This window comes from Streptomyces sp. BI87 (assembly GCF_025957665.1).
GTDB classification, from domain to species: domain Bacteria; phylum Actinomycetota; class Actinomycetes; order Streptomycetales; family Streptomycetaceae; genus Streptomyces; species Streptomyces albidoflavus.
Window position 1 is genome coordinate 5,276,742 of sequence record NZ_CP110079.1, and the last position, 16,769, is coordinate 5,293,510.

The window sequence follows — 16,769 nt, forward strand, 5'->3', positions numbered from 1 at the left end:
CTGCTGCTCCTCATAGGGCGCCGGCGCCACGACACTGTGCGATGCGACGGTGCGGTCCAAGATCGGGCAGGTGCTCAGTGGGGTGAGCACAACTGGACTGCCCGGACGTTACCCACCGGTACGACGGTTCCGATAGGGGGTCCGGGAGATCTGTCTGATCCATCACACGGCGCGGCGATGCTCCGGGCACCCTAGTCCACCGCCTTTGCCACTGTGAAGTAAGCGCAGGTCCGGCCGGGTCTACCCGGCACGGGCCCGTGGTTCTAGGGTGGCAGACATGGCGGGTACACGAGTCCATGTGGTGAGCGACGTCCACGGCAACGCGAAGGACCTCGCCCGCGCGGGCGAGGGCGCCGACGCCCTGATCTGCCTCGGCGACCTGGTCCTCTTCCTCGACTACCGCGACCACGCGCGCGGCATCTTCCCCGACCTCTTCGGCGCCGAGGCCGCCACCCGCGTCGTCGAGCTGCGCACCGCCCGCCGCTTCGAGGAGGCCCGCGCCTTCCAGCGCACCCTGTGGGCCGGTATCGACCGCGAGAGCGCCCTGGAGGAGGCGGTCCGCCGCCAGTACGCCGAACTCTTCGCCGCCTTCCCCACCCCCACCTACGCGACCTACGGCAACGTCGACGTGCCCCGCCTGTGGCCCGAGTACGCCCGCCCCGGCACCACCGTCCTCGACGGCACCCGCACCGAGATCGGCGGCCGCGTCTTCGGCTTCGTCGGCGGCGGCCTGCCCTCCCCGATGCGCACCCCGTACGAGATTCCCGAGGAGGAGTACGCCGCCAAGATCGAGGCCCTCGGCGAGGTCGACGTCCTCTGCACCCACATCCCGCCCCAGGTCCCCGAACTCCTCTACGACACCGTCGCCCGCCGCTTCGAACGCGGCAGCTCCGCCCTGCTCGACGCCATCCACCGCACCCGCCCCCGGTACGCCCTCTTCGGCCACGTCCACCAGCCGCTGGCCCGCCGGATGCGGATCGGCGCCACCGAGTGCGTCAACGTCGGCCACTTCGCCGGCACCGGCAAGCCCTGGGCCCTCACCTGGTGACCCGGCCCCGCCCGGCGCCGGGGGAGCCACGTGACCTCGCCCACCCCGGCGCGCGGTAGCCTGCACGCGGCGGGACGCCCGACAGCACCCGGCCGAGGCCGCACCCGGACGGGCCCGGCCGCACCGTTCAGCATGGAGGAGCCACGGCGATGGCGGAACACACCAGCTCTAGCATCACGATCGACGCGGCCCCGGCCGAGGTCATGGCCGTCATCGCCGACTTCGCCCGCTACCCGGAGTGGACCGGCGAGGTGAAGGAGGCCGACGTCCTCGCCACCGACGAGCAGGGCCGCGCCGAACAGGTCCGCCTCGTCCTCGACGCCGGCGCCATCAAGGACGACCACACCCTCGCCTACACCTGGAACGGCCCCGACCAGGTCCGCTGGACCCTGGTCAAGTCGCAGATGCTCCGCGAACTGGACGGCTCCTACACCCTCGCCGCCCTCGGCGAGGGCCGCACCGAGGTCACCTACCAGTTGACCGTCGACGTCAAGATCCCCATGCTCGGCATGATCAAGCGCAAGGCCGAGAAGGTCATCATCGACCGCGCCCTCGCCGGGCTGAAGAAGCGCGTCGAGTCCCAACCGGACGCCTGACCCGCCCGCCCCACCAAGGGCACTACCCCCGAACAGGGAGGACGACCGTGCGCACGGTCCTCGTCACCGGACCCGGCGGCGCGGGCCGCACCACCCTCGCCGCCGCCACCGCCCGGGCCGCCGCCCGCACCGGCACCCGCGTCCTGCTGCTCACCGCCGACCCCGGCGACCGCCTCGGCACCGCCCTCGGCACCCCGCTCGGCCCCGCACCCGTCGAGGCCGCCCCCGGCCTGCACGCCCTGCGCCTGGACGCCGCCGACCGGCTCCGCGCCGACCTCCTCGCCCTCCAGGAACGCGCCGCCACCGCCCTGGACGCGCTCGGCGCCACCCCGCTCGCCGCCGACGAACTCACCCCGCTCCCCGGCGCCGAGGAACTCGCCCTGCTCCGCGCCCTGCGCGAACTCGCCGCCCTCCCCGACGGCGACCCCGCCCGCCCCGGCCTCGTCGTCGTCGACCTGCCCGCCGCCCCCCGCGCGCTGGCCCTGCTCTCCCTCCCCGGCGAACTCCGCCGCTACCTCGCCCGGCTCCTGCCCGCCGAACGCCAGGCCGCCCGTGCCCTGCGCCCCTTCCTCGGCCGCCTCGCCGGACTCCCGCTCCCCGGCGAGGGCCTGTACGCGGCCGCCGCCCGCTGGGACACCGAGCTGGCCGCCGCCCAGGCCGCCCTGACCAGGCCCGGCACCAGCGTCACCCTGGTCGCCGAACCCGGCCCCGCCGCCGCCGACGCCCTCCGCGAGGCCCGCACCGCCCTCGCCCTGCACGCCCTGCCCGCCGGCCCCGTCCTCGCCAACCGGGTGCTGCCCGCCGAGGGCACCGGAGCCTGGGCCGCGCCGCTCCTCGCCCAGCAGGCCAAGACCCTCGACGCCTGGGACCAGGACCCCGGCGGCCCGGCCGTCCGCGTCCCGCATCTCGGCCACGACCCGCGCGGCCCCGAGGACCTGGACGCCCTCGGCGTGCCCGCGCCCGGACCCGTACCCGCCGCAGTGGAACCGCGCGTCGAGGACCGGCTCGCCGAGGACGGGGTGCTGCTGTGGCGCCTGGAGCTGCCCGGTGCCACCCGGGACCAGCTCGACCTGGTGCGCCGTTCCGACGAACTGGTCGTCACCGCCGGACCGTTCCGCCGCATCCTCCCGCTCCCCGCCGTCCTGCGCCGCTGCACCGTCGCCGGGGCCGCCCTGCGCGACGGGGCGCTCACCGTCCGCTTCACCCCCGACCCCGCCCAGTGGCCGCAGGGCCGCTGAACCCCGCCCCGAGGCCGCCGTTCCGGTACCGTCGGAAGGGAGTACCCCTCCCTTCACCCGCCGCAGGAGCTGGCCCATGAGCGACGCCACCGAGCGCCCCGGAACCGACCGACCCGGCGCCGACGAGGACGCCTGGGGGCAGGCGTGCGCCGAGGACTTCGCCGCCGAGCGGGAGCGCCGCCGCGCCCGGTACGGCACCCCGCCCGGCTCCGCCGCCGAGGAACTGCGCAAGCTGATGGAGGCCGTCACCGGCAAGCTCGCCGAGGGCAACCTCCTCGGCGCCGCCGTCCAGGGCGCCGAACAGGCCGTACGGCAGGCCCGCGCCGCCGCCGAACCGGTCATCGCCCGCAACCCGGAGGTCTTCGGCCACCTCGCCGCCGCCGGCTCCGAACTCCTCGCCGCCTACCGCTCCGCCGTCGAGAAGCAGGAGAGCGGCTGGACCAAGGGCACCGGCGCCGCCACCCCGCCACCGCGCAGGCCCGAGGAGCCCACCGGCGAGGCGCGCCCCGGCGGCCGCCCGGACGACGAGGGCCCCGGCCCCGCCGAACACATCGACCTCGACTGAACCCGTCCCGAACTCCCGGACGACGCCCGCCCCTCGGGTACCGTGGCCCGCAGCGGGGCTCGACCTGAACTGAGGGACACATGGGACTGACCATCGGCGTCGACATCGGCGGCACGAAGATCGCGGCCGGAGTCGTGGACGAAGAGGGCGCGATCCTCAACACCTTCACGGTGCCGACACCTGCGACCGCCGAGGCCATCGTGGACGCCATCGCCTCCGCGGTCGAAGGGGCCCGCGAGGGCCACGAGATCGAGGCCGTCGGGATCGGCGCCGCCGGATACGTCGACGACAAGCGCGCCACGGTCCTCTTCGCGCCCAACATCGACTGGCGCCACGAGCCGCTCAAGGACAAGGTCGAGCAGCGCGTCGGCCTGCCCGTCGTCGTCGAGAACGACGCCAACGCCGCCGCCTGGGGCGAGTACCGCTTCGGCGCGGGCAAGGGCCACGACGACGTCATCTGCATCACGCTCGGCACCGGCCTCGGCGGCGGCATCATCATCGGCAACAAGCTGCGCCGCGGCCGGTTCGGCGTCGCCGCCGAGTTCGGCCACATCCGCGTCGTCCCCGACGGGCTGCTCTGCGGCTGCGGCAGCCAGGGGTGCTGGGAGCAGTACGCCTCCGGGCGGGCCCTCGTGCGGTACGCGCGGCAGCGGGCGGCGGCCACGCCCGAGAACGCGGTGCTGCTGCTGTCGCTCGGGGACGGGACCACCGAGGGGATTCAGGGGAAGCACGTCTCGGAGGCCGCGCGGCAGGGGGACCCTGTCGCCGTCGACTCGTTCCGGGAGCTGGCGCGGTGGGCCGGGGCCGGGCTGGCCGATCTTGCCTCGCTCTTCGACCCCTCGGCGTTCATCGTCGGAGGGGGCGTCTCCGACGAGGGGGAGCTGGTGCTTGATCCCATCCGGAAGTCGTTCCGGCGGTGGCTCATCGGGGGGGCCTGGCGGCCTCATGCGCAGGTGCTCGCCGCTCAACTGGGCGGGAAGGCCGGGCTGGTCGGTGCGGCCGACCTTGCCCGTCAGGGCTGAGCCGGCGCTCGGCTCGCTCTCGGGGGTTCGGCCCGGTGGGCCGGGCCCCCTTTCTGGCCTCAGGCGCCGGCCGGGCTTCGGTCGGGTGCGGGCCGGCTTGCGGTGCCGGTCACCGATGGCCTCAAGCGCCGGCCGGGCTGGAAGTGTGGCCTCAAGCGCCGGCCGGGCTGGAGGTGTGGCCTCAAGCGCCGGCCGGGCTGGAGGTGTGGCCGTCGCCGGGGACCCGTACGCCGCGACGCAACTCGCCCAGGTCGACAGTGAACGCTGAGTCGTCGGGGGACGGTTAATTTGGGGGCATGGTCGACATGGTGCGGTCCGGGCCGGGGGAGTTGCCCGCGTCCGGGCAGGTGGGCGGGGACGCCGTGGTGCGGGTGCTCAGTTACAACGTGCGGTCGCTGAGGGACGATCCGGCGGCCGTCGCGCGTGTGGTGCGGGCCTGCGCCCCCGACCTCGTCCTGGTGCAGGAGGCGCCCCGGTTCTTCCGCTGGCGCAAACCGCTGGGGCGGCTGGCGGCCGCCTCGGGGCTCGTCGTCCTGTCCGGCGGCGCCCCGGCGGCCGGCCCGGCGCTGCTCTGCTCGCTGCGGGCCACCGTGGAGTCGGCCCACGACGAACTGCTGCCGCTCACTCCGGGGCTGCACCGGCGAGGGTTCTCCACGGCGGTGGTGCGGTTCGGCCAGGTCCGGCTGGGCGTGCTCAGCTACCACCTGAGTCTTCAGAAGGACGAGCGGTACGCGCAGGGCGGGATGGTGCTGGAGCGGCTGGCGGCGATGGGGGTGGAGCACGCCGTGGCCGGGGGTGACGTCAACGAGCGCCCCAAGGGCCGCACCTTCCGGCGGCTGGCCTCGGAGCTCCAGGACGGCTGGGCGGTGCGGCCCTGGGGCGGTGAGTACACCTCGACCCCGGCCGACCCGCACCAGCGGATCGACGCGGTCTTCGCCACCCCGGGCATCGAGGTGCTGGGCTGCGGGGTCCCCGCGCCGGGCACGGCCGCTTCGGGCGTACCGCCGTTCACCGAGGACGACCTGGTCCGGGCCACCGACCATCTGCCGGTGCTGGCGGCCCTGCGGGTGCCCGGTGCCGGGCGCTGAGCCCGGGCCCTGCCCGGCGGTCCGGGCCTGTCAGACCACGGCCCCGCGCCCCGGGTCGTCCTCGTCCTCGTCGCCGTCGTTCATGCGGACGACCAGGGTGGCGAAGCCGCCGAGGAAGCCGCCGACGCCGAGGGTCGTCAGCCACCAGGTCATGTCCCAGTCCAGCAGGACCGCGAGGAGGAGCAGGAGCGGGCCGCCGAGGACGGCCATCCAGGCGAAGCGGGTGGTGGTGTCGGCCTCCGGCAGCGGCGGCGGCTCGGGCGGGACGAAGTGGCCCTCGTCGTCGTCCTCGGTGGCGCCGCCCTTCTCGTCGCCCTTGCTGCCCTTGCCGTCCTTGCCCGCCGGGGTGTTCTCCTCGGCGAGCCGGTAGTCGCGCGGTCCGATGCCCGGGGCGAAGGAGACCGAGCCGCCCAGCGGCGGCCGTTCCGGTTCCAGGGTGTCGGTGCCCCCGGCCGGGTCCGTGGTGACGGACGGCAGCTCGCGGTCCAGGTCGGCCATCTCCTCGACCGACTTGAAGGGCCGGGCGCCCGGCGGGTCGGCCGGCTCCTCGCCGTACCCGGCGACGATCGCCTCCCAGGCGGCCTTCTCGTCCAGCGGGGGCTTCTGCTCGTCGGGCTCGCAGTTCTCCTCGCGGCCCGCGCCCTGTTCAGCCACTGACGGCCTCCCCTTCCGGCCTGCTGTCCGCTCCGTTCGCCCCGGTGCGGGCGAGGAAGGCGGCGCTCTCCTCGAAGACGCGCGGTGCGTCGTGGTCCAGTGTCGCCACATGGAAGCTGTTCTGGAGCAGGATCTCCGTCACGTCCCGCGAGGAGACCCGGCCCAGCACCCGCGCCGAGTCGGCGGGCGGCACCACGTGGTCGCGGGGGCTGCGCAGGAGCAGCAGCGGCTGGGTGACCTGCGGCAGCTCCGCGTCGACCAGCCGGAAGAAGTTCCGCAGGGAGTGCGCGGCGTGCAGCGGCACCCGGTGGTAGCCGACCTCCTCGGAGCCCTCCAGGGCGATGTCGGAGACCAGGCCCTTGGTGGTGCGCACCAGGTGGCGGGCGGCGGGCAGCGCGTAGGCGCTCAGGCCGTGCACCTTGTTGGCCGGGTTGACGACGACCACGCCGCGCACCGCGTCCCCGTGCCGGGCGGCCAGCCGCAGGGCCAGCGCGCCGCCCATCGAGAGCCCGGCGACGTACACCCGCTCGCAGCGGGCCAGGAGTTCGCCGAGGGCCCGGTCGACCTCCGCGTACCAGTCCTGCCAGCCGGTGAGCTGGAGGTCTTCCCAGCGGGTGCCGTGGCCGGGGAGGAGCGGCAGGGAGACGGTGTGGCCGCGGGCGGCGAGGTCCTCGGCCCAGGGGCGCATCGACTGGGGTGTTCCGGTGAAGCCGTGGCAGAGGAGGACACCCGTGGGGCCGCCGTCGTGGCGGTACGGTTCGGCTCCAGGCAGGACCGGCACCTTCGGTCTCCGTTCGTGAGGCGCGGACGGGGGCAGACGGCTCCGGAGGGGGCGTCGCGGCCGCCGCCGGTGCGGGCTGGTGTGGTCTTCACCGTACGCGACCGGGCCTGTACCGACCAGGTTCCGTGACGTCCCGCGGCCACCGCCGGCCGGCCGCTGCCGAGGAGGGCACCGCGCCCGCCACGGGTTAAGGTCTCTGGCGACATACCCGGCAGGAGGAAGACCCTTGATCTACGGAGCCATGAAGGTCGTCATCGGTGGGCCGCTGAAGGTCGCCTTCCGGCCGTGGGTGGAGGGCATCGAGAACATTCCCGCCGACGGTCCGGCGATCCTCGCCAGCAACCACCTGTCGTTCTCCGACTCCTTCTTCCTGCCCACGATGCTCGACCGGAAGGTCACCTTCATCGCCAAGGCGGAGTACTTCACCACGCCGGGCGTGAAGGGCCGGATGACCGCCGCCTTCTTCAAGGGCGTCGGCCAGCTCCCCGTCGACCGCTCCGGCGGCCGGGGCGCCGGCGAGGCCGCCATCCGCAGCGGCATCGAGGTGCTGGAGCGCGGCGAGCTGTTCGGCATCTACCCGGAGGGCACCCGCTCCCCGGACGGCCGCCTCTACCGCGGCAAGCCCGGCGGCCTGGCCCGGGTGGCGCTGGCCACCGGCGCCCCCGTCATCCCCGTCGCGATGATCGACACCGAGAAGATCCAGCCCCCCGGCCAGGTCCGCCCCAAGCTGATGCGCCCCGGCATCCGCATCGGCAAGCCGCTGGACTTCCGCCGGTACGAGGGCATGGACCACGACCGCTTCGTGCTGCGCGCGGTGACCGACGAGGTCATGTACGAGATCATGAAGCTCTCCGGCCAGGAGTACGTCGACGTCTACGCCACCGTCGCCAGGCGGCAGATGGCCGAGGACGCCAAGAAGCGGGCCGATGAGGAGAAGGCCATCGCCAAGGCGGAGAAGGCCGCCGCCAAGGCCGCCACCGCCCGCGAGCAGGACGACAGCGGCCGGGCCGCCTGAGACGTCCTCCGCGCCCGCACCCCGTTTCCGGTTACTTTTGTCGGCGGAAGAGGCCGCCGGTCCTGGCGGCCGGGAGACGGGGGCGCGGGAATGAGACGTGAGGCGGCCGCCATGAGCATGTCGGTGGAGCAACCGCTGTGGCGCGCGCTGACCGCGTACCGCGCGCTGACCGCCGTCTACGCGGTCGCCATCGCCGTCGTCGCCCGCGACTCCTACGAGCGCCCCCAGGTGGCCTTCGGCTACCTCGCGGTCCTGCTGGTGTGGACGCTGGCGACGCTGCCCCGCTTCACCGGCGCCGCCCGCTGCACCCGCCCCTTCCTCGCCGTGGACACCGGCCTCGCGCTGGCCGGCATCCTGCTCACCCCGCTCGCCGACGGCGCCGGACGGCACGCCGCCGACGGCCCGACGCTGCCCTCCATCTGGACCGCCGGGGCCGTCCTCGCCTGCGCGCTCAAGGGCGGCTGGCGCTGGGCGGCGGCCGCCTCCACCCTGGTCGGCGCCGCCAACCTCGCCCAGCGCGGCGAGGCCAGCCCCAACACCCTCCACAACGTGCTGCTGGTCTGGGTGGCCGCCATCGCGATCGGCTACGTGGTCGAGGTCGCCCGTGCCTCCGAGCGCGCCCTCGCCCGCGCCCTGGAGATCCAGGCCGCCACCCGCGAACGCGAACGCCTCGCGCGCGACATCCACGACGGGGTCCTCCAGGTCCTCGCCATGGTCCAGCGCCGGGGCACCGCGGTGGGCGGCGAGGCCGCGGAACTCGGCCGCCTCGCCGGCGAGCAGGAGGCGGCGCTGCGCCGCCTGATCACCCAGGGCCCGGTCCCGGAGCCGCGTACGGCCCCCGGCCCGGACACGGTGCCCGAGGACGGCACGCGGCCCCAGGACCTGATGGCGCTGCTCGGCCGCCACGCCGACGCCCGCGTCACCCTCTCGGGCCCCGGCACCCCGGTGGAGCTGGCCCCGCACGCCGCCCGCGAGACGGCCGCCGCCGTCGGAGCCGCCCTGGACAACGTCCGCACCCACGTCGGCCCCGGCGCCCGCGCCTGGGTCCTGGTGGAGGACGAGCCGGACCAGGTGCTGGTCTCCGTACGCGACGAGGGGCCCGGCATCCCCGAGGGGCGGCTGGCCGAGGCGGCCGAGGAGGGGCGGCTCGGCGTGGCCCAGTCGATCCAGGGCCGCCTGCGCGACCTCGGCGGCACCGCCGAGCTGGTCTCGGTGCCGGGGCAGGGCACCGAGGTGGAGCTGACCGTACCGAAGCAGGACGAGGGCGGCGGGGAGGCGGCGACGAGCCGCCGGTACCCGGCCCAGGCGGGGGAGGGGACGCAGTGACGACCGAAGAGCAGGCGCCCGGCGCGCGGGTGCGGGTCATGGTGGTGGACGACCACCCGATGTGGCGGGACGCGGTAGCCCGGGACCTGGCCGAGGCCGGGTTCGCGGTGGTGGCCACCGCCGGGGACGGGCCGCAGGCGGTCCGCCGGGCCCGGGCCACCCGGCCCGACGTGCTGGTCCTCGACCTGAACCTGCCGGGGCTGCCCGGCGCCCGGGTCTGCCAGGAGGTCGCCGGCGAGGGCGGGCCGCGGGTGCTGGTCCTCTCCGCCAGCGGTGAGCACACCGACGTGCTGGAGGCGGTCAAGGCCGGCGCCACCGGCTATCTGGTGAAGTCCGCCGGCACCGAGGAGCTGATCGACGCCGTCCACCGCACCGCCCGCGGCGACGCCGTCTTCACCCCGGGCCTGGCCGGGCTCGTCCTCGGCGAGTACCGGAGACTGGCCGCCGGACCCGCCCCCACCCGGGGCAAGCCCGACGCGCCCCGGCTGACCGCCCGCGAGACGGAGGTGCTGCGGCTGGTCGCCAAGGGGCTCAGCTACAAGCAGATCGCCGAGCGGCTCGTCATCTCGCACCGCACCGTCCAGAACCACGTGCAGAACACCCTCGGCAAGCTCCAGCTCCACAACCGCGTCGAACTGGTCCGGTACGCCATCGAGGCCGGGCTCGACGAGGAGGACGAGGCCGAGGGGACCCCGGGCGCGGAGCGCTGACCCGCCGTATCCTCACGCTGAGGCGGCCCACCAGCCCAGCGACCCGGGGAGACGGCGTGGAGATCCTGGCATTCGGCGTGCAGGACGACGAGCGGCCGCTGATCGAACGGGCCTTCGCCGACGCCTTCGCGGGCGAGCACGAGGTGCGGTGCGTCGACGTCTTCCTCAACCGGGACACCGCCGCCATCGCCCGCGGCTACGAGGCCGTCTCCACCAGCGTCAACGCCGACCTCGGCGGCCCCGTGCTCCAGACCCTGGCGGCCGGCGGCACCCAGTTCGTCGCGCAGCGCTCCACCGGCTTCAACAACATCGACCTCGACGTCGCCGAACGCCTCGCCCTGACCGTCGCCCGGGTCTCCTCCTACTCGCCGTACTCCGTCGCCGAGTTCGCCTGGACCCTCGCGATGGCCGTCAACCGGCGCATCGTGCGGGCCGCCAACCGCACCCGCGACTTCGACTTCCGGCTGGAGGGGCTGATGGGCCGCGACCTGCGCGGCCGCACCGTCGGCGTGATCGGCACCGGCCGCATCGGCGAGGCGTTCACCCGGATCGCCCACGGCTTCGGGATGAACCTGCTGGGCTGGGACGTGGCGGAGAACCCCGCCTGCCGCGAGCTCGGCATGCGCTACGTCGAGCGCGAGGAGCTGTTCCGCGAGGCCGACGTGGTCAGCCTGCACGTCCCACTGCTGCCCGCCACCGAACACCTCGTGGACGCCCACGCCCTCGACCTGATGAAGGACGACGCGATCCTCGTCAACTCCAGCCGGGGCGGCCTCGTCGACACCCGCGCCCTGGTCGACGTCCTGCGCGCCGGCCGCCTCCTCGGCGTCGGCCTCGACGTCTACGAGGCCGAGGCCGGCCTCTTCTTCTACGACAAGTCCCTCGACGTGGTCACCGACGACGTGCTGGCCCGCCTGATGACCTTCCCCAACGTCGTCGTCACCTCCCACCAGGCGTACTACACCGAGGACGCCGTCACCGAGATCATCGGCACCACCGTCCGCAACATCCGCGACTACCTCGCCGGACGCCGCAGCGAGAACGTCCTGGTCCCGGCCCTCCCGACGCGCTGACCCCGCCGGGGTCCGCCACCGCACGGCGGCGGACCCCGGCCCCGGCCACCTCAGCCCGCCTGGACCGGCACCCCCGCCAGCAGCTCGGCCACCAGCGCCGGCCCGCGCAGCGACAGCACCGACTCCGGGTGGAACTGGACCGACGCGAGCCCAGGACCGCGCAGCGCGTGCACCTCCCCGGCCGCGTCCCGGCTCACCTCGATGCCGTGCGCCGCGAGCTCCGCGGCCGCCTCGTCGTCGCACGAGGCCACGTAACTGTTGTAGAAGCCGACCGTCTCCGGCCGCCCGAACAGGTCGATCCGCACCTGCGCCCCCTGGTACGGCACCCGCTTGCGGACCAGCGGGAGGCCCAGTTCCGCGGCGATCAGTTCGTGGCCCAGGCAGACCCCGAGCACCCCGCGCCCACCGTGCCGCGCGTCGAGTACGTCCGCCGTCACCTCGCGCAGCAGCCGCATCCGGGGATCGGCGGGGTCCGAGGGGTCGCCGGGGCCGGGGCCGAGCACCACCGTTCCCCGGTGCGCCGCCACCGCCTCGCGCAGCCCCGGCTCGTCGAAACGGCGCACCGTCGTCCGGTGCCCCGCCGCCCGCAGCACATGGGCCAGCATCGAGGTGAAGGTGTCCTCGGCGTCCACCACCAGCGCCTCCCCGGCCACCGGGGCCACGGGCTCGCGCATCCGCAGCCAGAACGGGGAGAGCCGCTCCCGGCGGGCATCCAGCGCCGCCCGCACCCGGATGTCGTCGGCGAACCGCACCGGCGCCGGACCCGCCTTCGGCCGGGCCGGCCGCACCCCGAGCGCCGCCAGCACCCCCGCCGCCTTGGCGTGCGTCTCGGCGACCTCTCCCGCCGGGTCCGAACCCCGGACCAGGGTGGCGCCGACCCGGACCTTGACCAGCCCGGCCGCGTCCACGTCGGCGGTACGGATGAGGATGGGCGAGTCCAGGCTCTGGGCACCCGAGGCGTCGGTGGACAGCAGGGCGAGGGCGCCCGCGTAGTAGCCGCGCCCGCCCGGCTCGTACCGCTCGATGACCCGGCAGGCGTTCTGCACCGGCGAGCCGGTCACCGTCGCCGCGAACATGGTCTGCCGCAGCACCTCGCGCACGTCCAGGGTGGAGCGGCCGCGCAGCTCGTACTCGGTGTGCGCCAGGTGCGCCATCTCCTTCAGCCGGGGGCCGACCACCACCCCGCCGAGGTCGCCGACGGCGCACATCATCTTCAGTTCCTCGTCGACCACCATCGACAGCTCGTCGCGCTCCTTGGCGTCGTCGAGGAAGTCCAGCAGGCCCTGCGCTGTCGGCCCCTCGGCCGGGTAGCGGTAGGTCCCGCTGATCGGGTTCATCACCACCGTGCCGCCCGCCTCGTCCCGGCCGCCGCCCGACATCCGCACGTGCACCTCCGGGCTGGCCCCGACCAGGGTCCGCTCGCCGGTGTGCACCACGTACGTCCAGTAGGCGCCCCGCTCCTGGTCCAGCAGGCGGCGGAAGAGGGCCAGCGCGTCGGCGCGTGAGTACCCCTCGATCCTCCCCTCCCAGGTGCGGCTGATCACGAAGTTGGCGCCCTCACCGCCGCCGATCTCGTCCGCGACGACCCGGCGGACCACCTCCTCGTACGCCCCGTCGCCCAGGTCGAAACCGCCGTCCGCCACCTCCACCGGGTGAGCGGGAAGGGCGGCCAGCGCCTCCTCCACCGGCATCTGGCGCACCGCGTCGGCGTGCAGCACCACCAGCCCGGTCGCGTCGTCGCGTACGTCGAAGCCGCGCTCCCGGATCTGGCGGAAGGGCACCAGGGCGAGGGCGGGGCGTTCGTCCACGGGCAGGTCGGCGAGGTGGTGCACCTCGCGCACCGGGCCGGTCAGCACCTCCACGGTCCGCCCGTCGAGACCGGGGGCGGAGCGCCGCAGCAGGGCGAAGGGCGGGGCGTCCGGCGCGGTCAGCCGGGCCAGGTCGAAGGGGGCTTCGGGCGGGGTGGGCGCTGTCGAAGGCAAGGGTGTTCCTTTCCTCAGGGGTGAGGTGGGAGGAACGGCCCCGGACATGCGAAAGGCCGCCCCTCGGGGCGGCCTGGGTGAAGTCTGAGCGCGTCAGTCAGCGGGCCGCCGGATGAGCGGTCCACCACCAGTTCTGGGTCTGCTGCGCAGTCATGGGGCGGAGCCTAGCGCACCCGCCACGGCCACCGGGTGCGCTTTCCGCACCGTGTGTGTCGCTCGTCCCACACTGTGGGCAGAGCGCCGGACGCCCCGGGCCGAGGCCGTACCCTGGCTCTCGTGACATCGACTGTTGAGAACTCAGCTGCCCGTGTGCCGTCCTGGCGAGCCCTGCCTGCCGCGCAGCAGCCCGAGTATCCCGACCAGGAAGCCCTGGCGCGGGTGGTCACGGAGCTGGAGTCCTTCCCGCCGCTCGTCTTCGCGGGCGAGTGCGACCAGCTGCGGGCCCGTCTCGGTGCCGTCGCCCGGGGCGAGGCGTTCCTCCTCCAGGGCGGCGACTGCGCGGAGTCCTTCGACGGCGTGGGCGCGGACGACATCCGCGCCAAGGTCAAGACGCTCCTCCAGATGGGCGCCGTCCTGACCTATGCCGCCTCCGTGCCGGTGGTGAAGGTCGGCCGCATCGCCGGCCAGTACTCCAAGCCGCGCTCCAAGCCCACCGAGACCCGCGACGGCGTGACGCTGCCCACCTACCGGGGCGACTCCGTCAACGGCTTCGACTTCACCGAGGAGGCCCGGGTCCCCGACCCCGAGCGCCTCAAGCGGATGTACCACGCCTCCGCCTCCACGCTGAACCTCGTGCGCGCCTTCACCACCGGCGGCTACGCCGACCTGCGCCAGGTCCACGCCTGGAACCAGGACTTCGTGAAGTCCTCCCCGTCCGGCCAGCGGTACGAGAAGCTCGCCCGCGAGATCGACAACGCGATGAGCTTCATGCGGGCCTGCGGCGCCGACCCGGAGGAGTTCCGCACCGTCGAGTTCTACGCCTCCCACGAGGCGCTGCTCCTGGACTACGAGACGGCGCTGACCCGCACCGACTCGCGCACCGGCCACCTGTACGACGTCTCCGGCCACATGGTGTGGATCGGTGAGCGCACCCGGCAGATGGACGGCGCCCACATCGAGTTCGCCTCCAAGGTGCGCAACCCGATCGGCATCAAGCTCGGCCCCACCACCACCCCGGAGGAGGCGCTGGAGTACATCGAGCGCCTCGACCCGGAGCGCGAGCCCGGGCGGCTCACCTTCATCGTGCGGATGGGCGCGGACAAGATCCGTGACCGGCTGCCCACCCTGGTGGAGAAGGTCACCGCCTCCGGCGCGCAGCCCGTCTGGGTCACCGACCCGATGCACGGGAACACCTTCGAGGCGGCCTCCGGACACAAGACCCGGCGGTTCGACGACGTGCTCGACGAGGTGAAGGGGTTCTTCGAGGTCCACAAGGAGCTCGGGACGCACCCCGGCGGGATTCATGTCGAGCTGACCGGTGACGACGTCACCGAGTGCGTCGGCGGCGGGGACGAGATCTTCGTCGACGACCTTCACCAGCGGTACGAGACGGCCTGCGACCCCCGGCTCAACCGGAGTCAGTCGCTGGACCTCGCCTTCCTGGTGGCGGAGATGTACCGGGGGCAGTGAGGGCCTCCGGCCCGGTTTTGTGTGGGGCTCGGCTTCGGCCGGGCCCTGCGGCCGTTCCTGGTTTGGCCTCAAGCGCCGGCCGGGCTGGGTTTGGCCTCAAGCGCCGGCCGGGCTGCAATGGGTCTCGCGTCGTCTCGACCGTGCCGGTCAAAGATGGCCTCAAACGCCGGCCGGGCTTGAACTGTGGCCTCAAACGCCGGCCGGGCTTGAAGTGCGTCGGCCGAGCTGGGGGTGTGCCCGTCGGGCTGGGGGCGTGGCAGTCGGGCTCGGGGTGTGCTGGATGTGCCGGTCGGGCTGGGAGTGTGCCGGTCGGCTCGGACGTGGCCGCCGGGCTGAGAAGGAGTGGCTGCGGAAGTGGGGCGCGGATTGATCTGTGATCCGCGCCCCAGCGGCTTACCCGGGCTGTTCCGGACATCCCCTGGTGGGTAAGGTTAGGTTAGCCTCACCGAAGGGTCGGTTCGATCGGTCGGTGCGGGGCCGTCCGACCGCCGTATTTCCGGGGAGGTGAACCGCGTGTACGTCTGCTCCTGCTTCGGCATCACCGAGGAAGAAGTCAGGGAACGTGCGGCCGCGGGCGCCGGTACGCCGCGCAGTATCGCCTCCGCGTGCAAGGCCGGGACCGACTGCGGTTCCTGTGTGCGCCGCATCCAGGCCCTGCTGGGCCGGGGCGCCGCCCCCCGTCGCCACGCCGCGGGGTGCCGGGGCGTCGCCGAGAGCGCCGCGCCGCTCGACGAAGCGGCCTGAGCCCGGGAGCCCGTAGCGCTCAGCTGTCGGGCTGCTCGATCTGCTGGGCGATGTACAGCGCCTCACCCATCTTCTCGATGAGCGCCAACTGCGCTTCGAGATAGTCGATGTGGTGCTCCTCGTCCTCCAGGATCTCCTCGAAGAGCCGCCGCGAGGTGTGGTCGCCCTTGGACCGCATCACCTCGATGCCCCGCTTGAGCCGGTCCACCGCCTCCAGCTCGATCTGCATGTCCGCCTCGAACATCTCCGTCACCGTCTGGCCCACCCGGACGTGGAAGAGCCGCTGGTAGTTGGGGAGGGCGTCCAGGAAGAGGATGCGCTCGGTGAGCTTGTCCGCGTGCTTCATCTCGTCCATGGACTCGGCACGCGTGTACTTGGCCAGCTTGTACCAGCCGTTGTTGTCCTGGATCCGGTAGTGCAGCCAGTACTGGTTGATCGCCGTCAGCTCGGCGGTCAGCTGCTCGTTGAGAAACTCGATGACCTCGGGATCGCCCTGCATGGCAAGGGCTCCTTCCAGGGTGCGGACGGGGCAGGAATGCGCGCATCCTCGCAAAGCCGTGACCCCTGGTCCAGTAAGTGCAGGCTTAGTGGCAGATGCCCGAATCGGGACCGCCCTGGTCATTTCCGGCCGCCCGGGTCTGTCAGGATGGAAGGCATGGGACAGCCGGAAAGCCGCGAGGCGCAGCAGCCACAGCTCCCTCCCGGACAGCGGCTCCAGCGCGGGTGGCCGGTCACCCATTACGGGCCCGTGCCGCGCTTCCGCCCCGACCGCTGGGAGTTCCGGGTCTTCGGCGCCACCGCCGAAGAGGGCAAGCACACCTGGACGCACGACGAGTTCACCGCCCTGCCGTACACCACCGTCGTCGCCGACCTGCACTGCGTCACCAAGTTCAGCATGCTCGACGCCGAGTGGGGCGGGGTGCTGGCCCGCACGGTCGCCGAGGCCGCGCCCCCCGCCGGTCACGTCACCCACGTCATGGTCTGGGCCGAGTACGGCTTCAGCTCCAACCTGCGGCTCAGCGACTTCCTCGACGACCGCACCGTCTTCGCCACCCACAAGGACGGCGAACTCCTCACCGCCGAACACGGCTTCCCGCTCCGCCTGGTCGTCCCCCACCTGTACGCCTGGAAGGGCCCCAAGTGGGTGCGCGGCATCGAGTACATGACGGCCGACCGGCGCGGGTTCTGGGAGGAACGCGGCTACCACAACGTCGGCGACCCCTGGCGGGAGCAGCGCTACTCCTACCAGGAGGAACCGGGGGACGGCCCCGGGCTGTAGGACGCGTGTGTCCGGGGAC

18 protein-coding genes are annotated in these 16,769 nt (G+C 73.8%); 13 read left to right on the forward strand and 5 right to left on the reverse strand.

Annotated elements, in window-relative coordinates; all coding sequences use genetic code 11:
- The first annotated feature begins 277 nt into the window (after positions 1-277).
- From OIM89_RS23520 to OIM89_RS23545, 6 genes are all read left to right on the forward strand, one after another.
- Positions 278-1,048, forward strand: coding sequence for a metallophosphoesterase family protein (locus tag OIM89_RS23520; protein ID WP_078858222.1), 771 nt, complete (start codon positions 278-280; stop codon positions 1,046-1,048).
- A 149-nt stretch (positions 1,049-1,197) separates the two neighbouring features.
- Positions 1,198-1,644, forward strand: a complete 447-nt coding sequence (locus OIM89_RS23525; protein ID WP_195731135.1) for an SRPBCC family protein — start codon at positions 1,198-1,200, stop codon at positions 1,642-1,644.
- A gap of 47 nt (positions 1,645-1,691) precedes the next feature.
- Positions 1,692-2,882 carry an ArsA family ATPase gene (locus OIM89_RS23530; protein ID WP_226965126.1) on the forward strand — a complete coding sequence of 397 codons (1,191 nt, stop codon included), beginning with the start codon at positions 1,692-1,694 and terminating at the stop codon, positions 2,880-2,882.
- Positions 2,883-2,958: 76 nt separating this feature from the next.
- On the forward strand, positions 2,959-3,447 hold the full coding sequence (locus OIM89_RS23535; protein WP_030697046.1) for a DUF5304 domain-containing protein: 489 nt from the start codon (positions 2,959-2,961) through the stop codon (positions 3,445-3,447).
- A gap of 80 nt (positions 3,448-3,527) precedes the next feature.
- A complete protein-coding gene (locus OIM89_RS23540) occupies positions 3,528-4,469 on the forward strand; it encodes an ROK family glucokinase (protein WP_003947621.1) in 942 nt (313 codons plus the stop codon).
- A gap of 296 nt (positions 4,470-4,765) precedes the next feature.
- Complete coding sequence (locus OIM89_RS23545; RefSeq protein WP_374113526.1) at positions 4,766-5,557, forward strand: endonuclease/exonuclease/phosphatase family protein; 792 nt, start codon at positions 4,766-4,768, stop codon at positions 5,555-5,557.
- Positions 5,558-5,587: 30 nt separating this feature from the next.
- Here the strand turns inward: OIM89_RS23545 and OIM89_RS23550 are convergent, their stop codons facing one another.
- Together OIM89_RS23550 and OIM89_RS23555 are read right to left on the reverse strand one after the other, a co-directional pair.
- Positions 5,588-6,211 (reverse strand): hypothetical protein, encoded by a 624-nt coding sequence (locus tag OIM89_RS23550; RefSeq protein ID WP_195731137.1) that lies wholly within the window; start codon positions 6,209-6,211, stop codon positions 5,588-5,590.
- The gene (locus tag OIM89_RS23555; RefSeq protein ID WP_047141614.1) at positions 6,204-6,992 is read right to left on the reverse strand and encodes an alpha/beta hydrolase; all 789 of its coding nucleotides are present in this window, start codon (positions 6,990-6,992) and stop codon (positions 6,204-6,206) included. Before OIM89_RS23555 ends, OIM89_RS23550 begins: the two co-directional genes overlap by 8 nt.
- A 226-nt stretch (positions 6,993-7,218) precedes the next feature.
- Here OIM89_RS23555 and OIM89_RS23560 point away from each other — a divergent pair, with 226 nt between their 5' ends.
- The 4 genes from OIM89_RS23560 to OIM89_RS23575 all read left to right on the forward strand — a co-directional run bounded on the left by OIM89_RS23560 (position 7,219) and on the right by OIM89_RS23575 (position 11,116).
- Positions 7,219-8,007, forward strand: coding sequence for a lysophospholipid acyltransferase family protein (locus OIM89_RS23560; protein WP_030697042.1), 789 nt, complete (start codon positions 7,219-7,221; stop codon positions 8,005-8,007).
- Between the two features lie 90 nt (positions 8,008-8,097).
- Entirely contained in the window at positions 8,098-9,333 is a 1,236-nt protein-coding gene (gene macS / locus OIM89_RS23565) for a MacS family sensor histidine kinase (RefSeq protein ID WP_030697041.1), read from the forward strand.
- Entirely contained in the window at positions 9,330-10,043 is a 714-nt protein-coding gene (locus OIM89_RS23570) for a response regulator (protein ID WP_030697040.1), read from the forward strand. Before macS ends, OIM89_RS23570 begins: the two co-directional genes overlap by 4 nt.
- Before the next feature lie 56 nt (positions 10,044-10,099).
- Positions 10,100-11,116, forward strand: a complete 1,017-nt coding sequence (locus OIM89_RS23575; RefSeq protein ID WP_226965125.1) for a 2-hydroxyacid dehydrogenase — start codon at positions 10,100-10,102, stop codon at positions 11,114-11,116.
- Positions 11,117-11,166: 50 nt separating this feature from the next.
- Here OIM89_RS23575 and OIM89_RS23580 read toward each other — a convergent pair whose 3' ends face one another.
- A complete protein-coding gene (locus OIM89_RS23580) occupies positions 11,167-13,098 on the reverse strand; it encodes an anthranilate synthase family protein (protein ID WP_217466947.1) in 1,932 nt (643 codons plus the stop codon).
- 97 nt (positions 13,099-13,195) lie between these two features.
- Positions 13,196-13,381 (reverse strand): trp operon leader peptide, encoded by a 186-nt coding sequence (locus OIM89_RS30075; protein ID WP_107049086.1) that lies wholly within the window; start codon positions 13,379-13,381, stop codon positions 13,196-13,198.
- Positions 13,382-13,407: 26 nt separating this feature from the next.
- Between OIM89_RS30075 and OIM89_RS23585 the strand changes: the two genes are divergently transcribed.
- Entirely contained in the window at positions 13,408-14,727 is a 1,320-nt protein-coding gene (locus OIM89_RS23585; protein WP_078858224.1) for a class II 3-deoxy-7-phosphoheptulonate synthase, read from the forward strand.
- A 513-nt stretch (positions 14,728-15,240) separates the two neighbouring features.
- Positions 15,241-15,471 carry a bacterioferritin-associated ferredoxin gene (locus OIM89_RS23590; RefSeq protein WP_151170474.1) on the forward strand — a complete coding sequence of 77 codons (231 nt, stop codon included), beginning with the start codon at positions 15,241-15,243 and terminating at the stop codon, positions 15,469-15,471.
- A gap of 19 nt (positions 15,472-15,490) precedes the next feature.
- On the opposite strand, the gene bfr is transcribed toward OIM89_RS23590, so the two are convergent.
- Positions 15,491-15,970 (reverse strand): bacterioferritin, encoded by a 480-nt coding sequence (gene bfr, locus OIM89_RS23595; RefSeq protein ID WP_010637326.1) that lies wholly within the window; start codon positions 15,968-15,970, stop codon positions 15,491-15,493.
- Positions 15,971-16,126: 156 nt separating this feature from the next.
- On the opposite strand from bfr, the gene OIM89_RS23600 reads away from it, so the two are divergent.
- The gene (locus OIM89_RS23600; RefSeq protein ID WP_179230606.1) at positions 16,127-16,750 is read left to right on the forward strand and encodes a sulfite oxidase-like oxidoreductase; all 624 of its coding nucleotides are present in this window, start codon (positions 16,127-16,129) and stop codon (positions 16,748-16,750) included.
- Positions 16,751-16,769: the final 19 nt, after the last annotated feature.

Coding starts and splice junctions, on each gene's coding strand:
- OIM89_RS23535 (WP_030697046.1), top strand. CDS start 2,959: ATGAGCGACGCCACCGAGCGCCCCGGAACCGACCGACCCGGCGCCGAC.
- OIM89_RS23540 (WP_003947621.1), top strand. CDS start 3,528: ATGGGACTGACCATCGGCGTCGACATCGGCGGCACGAAGATCGCGGCC.
- macS (WP_030697041.1), top strand. CDS start 8,098: ATGAGACGTGAGGCGGCCGCCATGAGCATGTCGGTGGAGCAACCGCTG.
- OIM89_RS23525 (WP_195731135.1), top strand. CDS start 1,198: ATGGCGGAACACACCAGCTCTAGCATCACGATCGACGCGGCCCCGGCC.
- OIM89_RS23520 (WP_078858222.1), top strand. CDS start 278: ATGGCGGGTACACGAGTCCATGTGGTGAGCGACGTCCACGGCAACGCG.
- OIM89_RS23600 (WP_179230606.1), top strand. CDS start 16,127: ATGGGACAGCCGGAAAGCCGCGAGGCGCAGCAGCCACAGCTCCCTCCC.
- OIM89_RS30075 (WP_107049086.1), bottom strand. CDS start 13,381: ATGTCACGAGAGCCAGGGTACGGCCTCGGCCCGGGGCGTCCGGCGCTC.
- OIM89_RS23545 (WP_374113526.1), top strand. CDS start 4,766: ATGGTCGACATGGTGCGGTCCGGGCCGGGGGAGTTGCCCGCGTCCGGG.
- bfr (WP_010637326.1), bottom strand. CDS start 15,970: ATGCAGGGCGATCCCGAGGTCATCGAGTTTCTCAACGAGCAGCTGACC.